Origin of the sequence: Rhodococcus sp. EPR-134, assembly GCF_001647205.1 — a bacterium.
GTDB lineage: Bacteria > Actinomycetota > Actinomycetes > Mycobacteriales > Mycobacteriaceae > Rhodococcus_F > Rhodococcus_F qingshengii.
This window is the reverse complement of the sequence record NZ_LVCT01000062.1, coordinates 1-5879: the sequence shown is the minus strand read 5'-3', so window position 1 is coordinate 5879 and position 5879 is coordinate 1. Positions and strand designations below refer to the sequence as shown.

5 protein-coding genes are annotated in these 5879 nt (G+C 62.9%); 2 read left to right on the top strand and 3 right to left on the bottom strand.

Annotated elements, in window-relative coordinates:
• The coding region (locus A2J01_RS03090) for a nucleotidyltransferase family protein (RefSeq protein WP_231915690.1) at positions 1 to 540 on the top strand (540 nt) is incomplete at its 5' end.
• On the opposite strand, the gene A2J01_RS03085 is transcribed toward A2J01_RS03090, so the two are convergent.
• Both A2J01_RS03085 and A2J01_RS03080 read right to left on the bottom strand, forming a co-directional pair.
• Positions 537 to 2549, bottom strand: coding sequence for a YhgE/Pip domain-containing protein (locus A2J01_RS03085; RefSeq protein WP_007734572.1), 2013 nt, complete (start codon positions 2547 to 2549; stop codon positions 537 to 539). The genes A2J01_RS03090 and A2J01_RS03085 overlap by 4 nt on opposite strands.
• A 5-nt stretch (positions 2550 to 2554) precedes the next feature.
• Positions 2555 to 3277, bottom strand: coding sequence for an ATP-binding cassette domain-containing protein (locus A2J01_RS03080; protein WP_064111899.1), 723 nt, complete (start codon positions 3275 to 3277; stop codon positions 2555 to 2557).
• A 179-nt stretch (positions 3278 to 3456) separates the two neighbouring features.
• On the opposite strand from A2J01_RS03080, the gene A2J01_RS03075 reads away from it, so the two are divergent.
• Positions 3457 to 4089 (top strand): hypothetical protein, encoded by a 633-nt coding sequence (locus tag A2J01_RS03075; RefSeq protein ID WP_230359540.1) that lies wholly within the window; start codon positions 3457 to 3459, stop codon positions 4087 to 4089.
• 85 nt (positions 4090 to 4174) lie between these two features.
• On the opposite strand, the gene A2J01_RS03070 is transcribed toward A2J01_RS03075, so the two are convergent.
• The coding region (locus A2J01_RS03070; protein ID WP_064111898.1) for an acyl-CoA dehydrogenase at positions 4175 to 5879 on the bottom strand (1705 nt) is incomplete at its 5' end.

Here is a 5879-nt window from a genome sequence, read left to right as displayed (position 1 = left end):
GTGGTCGCAACGATCGTGGATCGTGCGCCGAAGCTGGGATTGCCGGAGTGGTACCTGACGGCGGGTGGGCTCTTCCAAACCGTCTGGAATCACATCGACGGCCGTGATCTCGGCGCCGGAATCAAGGACTACGACCTGTTCTACTTCGACGCCGGCGATCTGAGCTACGACGCGGAGGACCGTGTGATTCGTTCGGCGGCAGAACTGTTCGCCGATGTGGATGCCGATGTCGAAGTACGCAACGAAGCCCGCGTGCACCTGTGGTACGAGCAGCATTTCGGGATTCCCGGCGTTCCGTTCACCAGTTGCCGCGACGCTGTCGACCACTTCGCTTCCACAACTTGCTGTTTCGGGATCACCAAGGGATCGGATGGGACCTTGGACGTGTATGCCCCGCATGGATACGACGATCTTTTCGACATGATCGTCCGCCCCAACCCGGTGCTGGCGCCGAGAGAGGTTTACGAGGCCAAGGCAGCACGGTGGCGCAGGGAATGGCCTGCGCTGACCGTGGAGCCTTGGCCGGAGACCCTCGCCTAGACTTCGATCGGCGGATGCAGCCTGTCCATGGTCCATTGCCGATTTCGGCGTGCAGCAAGTGAACTGGCGCCGAGTGAGGCGACGAGAAGGCCGCCGAGGACGGCGATCGAGACCCACAGTCTCGAGTCGATACCGCCGACGGTGAGTTGTCGTAGCCCGTTCACCGCGTAGGTCATCGGGTCGAAGGGGTGGATGATCTGGAACGGTTTCGCGGTGGTTTCGACGGGATAGATGCCGCCGGCCGAAACCAGTTGCAGCATCAGGAACGCCAGGGTGATGACGCGTCCGACGGAGACTCCGAAGATGGCGTTGAATGCCTGGATCAACGCCATGTACGTGGCAGTGATGAGCATCAGGAATCCGACGGTGCCGAGGGCGTGTGTGGGGTGCAGGCCGACGGCGAAGTGCACGACCAGGTACATCACGATCACCTGGCAGATGCCGATGAGCAATGCCGGCCAGTACGAGGCGAGGACCACTCGCAGCGCGCCGAGTCCGTTTGCGATGGGCCGGTTCTGGAGCGGCTTGAGCAGCATCCAGGTGATGATGCCGCCCACGAACAGCGCGAGGGGCAGGAAGAACGGTGCAAAACCGGTACCGAACGTGCTTGCCCGGTTCTCGTACGTCTCCTGTAGTTCGACCGGGCTGGAGAGGGTTTGAGCGGTTGCGGTTCGCTGCTGATCGCTCCAACTGGGGACCTGACCGGCGCCCTCGGTGAGTTTGGTCGCGAGTTCGGCAGACCCGGCACGGAGTTGCTCGGTGCCGTCTGCGAGTTTGGCTGCACCATCGGAGAGTTGAACGCTTCCGTCGGTGAGTTGAACCAGTCCACTACTGAGGGTTTGAGCGCCGTCGTTGACTTGCTGACCGCCGTCACGCAGCTGTACCAGGCCGTTGCGGAGTTCACCACCGCCGTTGGCCGCGGCGCTGAGCCCGGCTCGGAAGGTGCTCGACGGATCGTCGAGTTGGTAGGCGAGTTGTTGTGCACCGCTCTTGAGTTCGCCCAGTTGGCCCATGGTCGCTTCACCGAAACCCTGAGTGCGCAGCATGTCCTGGGCAGGCGCGAGGGCATTGGCGATCTGTTGGCTGACGGGATCCGGGTTAAGTCGAAGGCTGGCCACTGCCTGCCCGACCAGCTGTGCGACGTCTGCTTGTGTGTTCCCGAGGACACTCAGTTGGTCGACGACCTGGGTGACGCCACCACTGAGTTGGCTTGCGCCGTCGCCAAGTTGGACGGCTCCGAGATCGAGCTGCCCCAGACCGTCGGTCAGTGCGAGGACGCCGTCCGTGGCGGTGTTGATGCCAGTCGAGAGTTGCGCTGTACCGCCGGCAAGAGTGGCTGCACCGTCACGTGCGGTAACCATGTTGTCGGCCAGAGTTTTCGAGCCCGACGCCAATTCGCCGGCTCCGGCGTTGGCAGTGTTCACTCCGGCCGAGAGCTGGAGCGCTCCGTCGGCGGCCTGCTTCAAACCAGCACCCGCATCGGTCAATCCGACCAGAACTGTCTCGACGGACTGCGCGCCGATCTTGTCGCTGACCTGACTGAGGACCTGCTGGGCGGCGTTTTGGCCGATGATGGTGCCGAGGTAGTTGTTGACGTCGTTGAAGGTGAACTGCAACTGAGCTTTGTGGGGGTCCTTGGTCGTCGGGGAGGCGACGGCCTCGCTGAAATTCTCAGGCAATGTGAGAGAGAAGTAGTACGTGCCGTCCGAGACTCCCTGAGCGGCTTCCTGCTGCGAGACCAGGTGGAGATCGAGCTCACCGGAATCGAGCAGCGCTTGGCTTACCTCGTCGCCCGCGTTGAGCTCCTGACCCTGCACCATCGCGCCGCGGTCGGTGTTGACCAGCGCGACGGGGACCTTGTTGACCTCACCGAACGGATTCCAGAACGCCCACAGGTACATCGCGCCGTACAGCAGTGGCATCAAGATGATGGTGACGAGTGCGATCCTGGGCATCGCGCCGCGGGAGAACCGCTTGAGTTCGGTTCCGAGAGACATTCCAGCGAGCATCGCGGTTACCTCGCCCCTTCTTGGTCGGGATTGGTGACTTCTTGGAGCAGGGTGACGGCATCGATGGGTGATCCGTCTGGCAGCGGGTTGACGGTCGACGCGATGATGGTCTGGTAGCTCCCCATCTCGACGAGTCGCTCGACGAGGTACGCACGTTCGGAGTCGCGCCGCACTTGTTCGAGATCGTCGACGACAAGCAGGGCCGGCTTTTTCGTGTTCGCGACGGCGATACGCAGCAGGATCGCCTCGAGTTCCCCGAGATCGCTGACGTACCGGCCGAGCGCAGGTAACGGATGATCGCCGAAGACGGGAGCGCACACCGCTTCGAGTTCGCGGTCTCCGGCGCGTCCGATGAGCTTGTACCAGGGCGCATCCCAGCGAATTTGTTCGGTGATCAGATCGCGGACGGTGACGGATTCGGCAAGCTCGTCGATGTCCTCGAACCCGGCGACCCCGGCGATCTCGAAGATCTCGCGGGGACGCGTCCGACCGAAGACGGACAGTGAGCCGGAACTGGCTTTCATTCGTCCGCTGAGTGTCAGAAGTAAGGACGTACGTCCTGAACCGGCCGAGCCTTCGAGGATCGTCACACCGCCCGCACGAATCTCGAGATTGACGGGTCCGAACACCGGCCCCCATGGGCCGTCGAGCGCCAAGTCCGTGGCGGTCAATGCCAGGTCGGGGGCGTAATCGGGTTGTGAATGCTCTGGTGCGACCACGATGATCACCTGTCTGTTGATCTACTCGGCCTGCGAAAGAACCGAGTGCTGGTTCAGTGGACGTTCGTGCTCACCCAATCACATCGGTAGCGGGCGAGCGGTCCCAGGAATGGGATGTGTCGGACACGTTCGATAACTTGAAGACCGAACGGTATGTATTCTGTTGGAAACGGAACGGGGGAGTCGAGGTGCCGGTTCGTAGACGCGGTATGTGTGCGTTACTGGTCATGGCCACCCTGTCGGTTGTCTCCTGTGCCGGGGAGCGCGAGTCGCCCCCGTTCGTGTCGAGCGAGAGGCTTTTCGAGTTCACCGGTCGCAATGTCGGACCCGTGACCGTTCCGCCCTTGCCTTCCGATCGGCACGAGTCCGAAGCAGCGCCGTACGGAGCCATCACCCTGTCCGGTGGGTGGAGCGGCGCAGCCAATGTCTCGCTGCCCGGATCCGTCACGTGTTTCGAGCACAACTGGGCGGATTCGCTGCCCGCCGGTCACCGCCAGTGGGCCTACGAGGTGCACACCAGTTCCTTTTACGAGTACGACGGCGGCGGCGAGTATCCGGGACGTGATTTCCAGTTGCAGGTCTACGTGAACGAAAAACCGGAACCAGGTCAGCACGGGTCGGCGATCATGAAGTTCTCGGATCAGAGCGGACAGTTCGTGTCCTTCGGGGGCGGTGACGACAAGTCCATCGAAATCGTCAGTTCTCCGGACCGCAGGCGCGTGGCGCTTTCCCTGGTGGGAAGGGCGGCACGGCCCGGCGAACAACCGACGACGTCCGTACTGTCCGCACAGATCAGTTGTCCGACCGTCGAGCGCAGATGACCTCGGATTCCATGGACTGCTGAGCATGAAAATGCCGGCCCCGAAACGTTCTCGGGACCGGCACTTTTCATGAATCAGGAACGAATCAGAATGCTGCTTCGTCGATCTCCATGATGTCGTTCTCGGTGTTCGCGATGATCTCGCGTGAAGCGGTGAGCTCGGGCAGGACGTTCTTGGCGAAGAAGGAAGCGATGGCGACCTTGCCCTCGTAGAAGCCCTTGTCCTTGTCGGAAGCGCCGTTGTCGAGTGCTGCGAGAGCGATCTCGGACTGGCGGAGCAGCTGCCAGCCGATGAGCAGGTCGCCGACGGACATCAGGAAGCGGACGGAGCCGAGGCCGACCTTGTACAGCTCGGTGGGCTGCTCCTGAGCTCCCATGAGGAAGCCGGTGAGCGTGGCGGCCATGGCCTGGACGTCTTCGAGTGCGGTGGCGAGCAGTGCGCGCTCCGCCTTCAGACGACCGTTGCCGGCTTCGCTGTCGATGAAGGTCTTGATCTGTCCGGCAACGTGAGCGAGCGCGACGCCGCGGTCACGAGCGATCTTGCGGAAGAAGAAGTCCTGAGCCTGGATGGCCGTCGTGCCTTCGTACAGCGAGTCGATCTTGGAGTCGCGGATGTACTGCTCGATCGGGTAGTCCTGCAGGAAGCCGGAGCCACCGAGGGTCTGCAGGCTGTCCGTCAGGTACTGGTACGCACGCTCGGAGCCGACGCCCTTGACGATCGGGAGCAGCAGGTCGTTGACGCGGAACGCGGTGTCCTTGTCTGCGCCCGAGACGAGCTGGGCGACAACCTCGTCCTGGTGAGCTGCGGTGTAGAGGTACACCGCGCGCAGGCCTTCGGCGTATGCCTTCTGCATTGCCAGGCTACGACGCACGTCGGGGTGGTGCGTGATGGTCACGCGCGGTGCTGCCTTGTTGGTCATCTGGGTCAGGTCTGCGCCCTGCACGCGCTGCTTGGCGTAATCGAGAGCGTTGAGGTAACCGGTGGAGAGGGTGGCGATTGCCTTGGTGCCGACCATCATTCGAGCGTGCTCGATGACGTCGAACATCTGGGCGATGCCGTTGTGGACCTCGCCGACCAGCCAGCCCTGTGCGGGGATGCCGTGGCCGCCGAAGGTGACCTCACACGTGGCGGAGACCTTCAGGCCCATCTTGTGCTCGACGTTGGTGACGAAGACACCGTTACGCTCGCCGAACTCTTCGGTCTCGAAGTTGAAGTGCGTCTTCGGGACGAAGAACAGGCTCAGGCCCTTGGTGCCCGGTCCGGCGCCTTCGGGGCGAGCGAGAACGAGGTGGAAGATGTTCTCGAACAGGTCGTCCGAGTCGGCCGAGGTGATGAAGCGCTTGACGCCCTCGATGTGCCAGGAGCCGTCGTCCTGCTTGATCGCCTTGGTGCGTCCGGCACCGACGTCGGAGCCGGCGTCGGGCTCGGTGAGGACCATCGTGGCGCCCCATCCGCGTTCGACGATGGTGGCTGCCCACTTCTTCTGCTCTTCGGTGCCGTTGTTGAACAGCACGTCCGCGAAGGCGGGTCCGGCCTGGTACATGTGCGCTGCAGGCTGTGCGCCCAGGATCAGCTCACCGATGGCCCACACGACGGATCGGGGAACCGGCACGCCGCCGACCTCTTCGCTCAATCCCATGCGGTACCACTCGGCATCCCACAGAGCCTTGAACGACTTCTTGAAGGATTCCGGAAGTGCAACGGTGTGCGTCTCGGGATCGAAGACAGGGGGGTTGCGGTCCGCATCGGCGAAAGATTCGCCAAGCGGTCCCTCGGCCAGGCGTGCGACC

Coding starts and splice junctions, on each gene's coding strand:
- A2J01_RS03085 (WP_007734572.1), bottom strand. CDS start 2,549: ATGCTCGCTGGAATGTCTCTCGGAACCGAACTCAAGCGGTTCTCCCGC.